The following is a 1252-nucleotide window of genomic DNA, read 5'->3' as shown; positions in this document are numbered from 1 at the left end:
CTCCTTTAGGCGATCCTCCTCTGTTCTTAGGATTCCTGAAAGGCGTAGATTTCATGTGGACGGTCAAACACATGCTGCTGCCTGTATTGATCAGTTCTGTGATTTTGCTGGCCGTTTTCTACATCATCGACAGCCGACACTTCAACCGCGAACAAAGCGAACACCTTGCTCCCGCTCCTTCCGATAAAGAAGAAAAAGTCAAAATCTACGGCAAATGGAATTTTCTGTTACTGGCCGGCGTAGTCGGCGCGGTTTTGCTGTCCGGTTTGTGGAAACCAAATCATCCGGGCTTTGAAATCTTGGGCAGCCATTACGCCTTGCAAAACCTGATGCGCGATGGCATTTTGCTGGCTTTGACCGCCGTATCTTGGATTATTACGCCCAAACAGGTCCGCGCAGGCAATGAGTTCAACTTCGAGCCGATTGCCGAAGTGGGCAAACTGTTTTTGGGTATTTTCATTACCATTTCCCCCGTCTTGGCGATTTTGAAAGCTGGTGAAACAGGCGCATTGGCTTCCGTTGTTTCTTTGGTTCACGACGCGGCAGGCAATCCGATTAATGTGATGTATTTCTGGATGAGCGGCATTTTGTCGGCATTCTTGGATAACGCGCCGACTTATTTGGTCTTCTTCAATATGGCCGGTGGCGATGCACAAGCTTTGATGACAGGCCATCTGTTCCATTCGCTGCTGGCAGTATCCATGGGTTCCGTATTTATGGGCGCGCTCACTTATATCGGTAATGCGCCGAACTTCATGGTCAAAGCCATTGCCGAACAACGCGGCATACCGATGCCTTCCTTCTTCGGCTACATGGCATGGTCGGTGATTGTATTGGTACCGCTGTTTGCCCTGCATACGATGATTTTCTTCGTTTGGCAGCTCTTTTAAACTTAGAGGCCGTCTGAAATTCAGACGGCCTTTTATTTTCAGCTATATCATCAAATATAGCGTTTAAATATCAATCAGTTAAAAATCATTCCCCTTAACACTCGATTACACATTCCTACTTTTTTCCCACTTTTCCCATAAAAATAAGCGTAAAACTGACATAAAGCAGCCTATACCTGATAAAATCTAAAGCTTTGTTGTTTGCGTTTATTCGTTGTTTTTATAGCAAACCTCTGCTTTTTTCAGACGACCCATCCTTTGTTTCAAAGCATTACATGCCGTCTGAAAAAACAATCCGACATCCGAATCTCAACCCACCAAAAAGTAACGCATCCTTATGATTAAGATAAAAAAAGGCTTAG

Annotated in this window: 1 protein-coding gene; it reads left to right on the top strand. The window is 45.1% G+C overall.

Annotated elements, in window-relative coordinates:
* Positions 1-890: sodium:proton antiporter (locus ACTHSP_RS20650; RefSeq protein WP_440346842.1), on the top strand; the 890-nt coding region annotated here is incomplete at its 5' end.
* Positions 891-1252 lie beyond the last annotated feature (362 nt).

Source organism: Neisseria sp. P0001.S005 (assembly GCF_051963715.1).
Note: the sequence above shows the minus strand (reverse complement) of the source record. Positions and strands in the feature narration are given on the sequence as shown.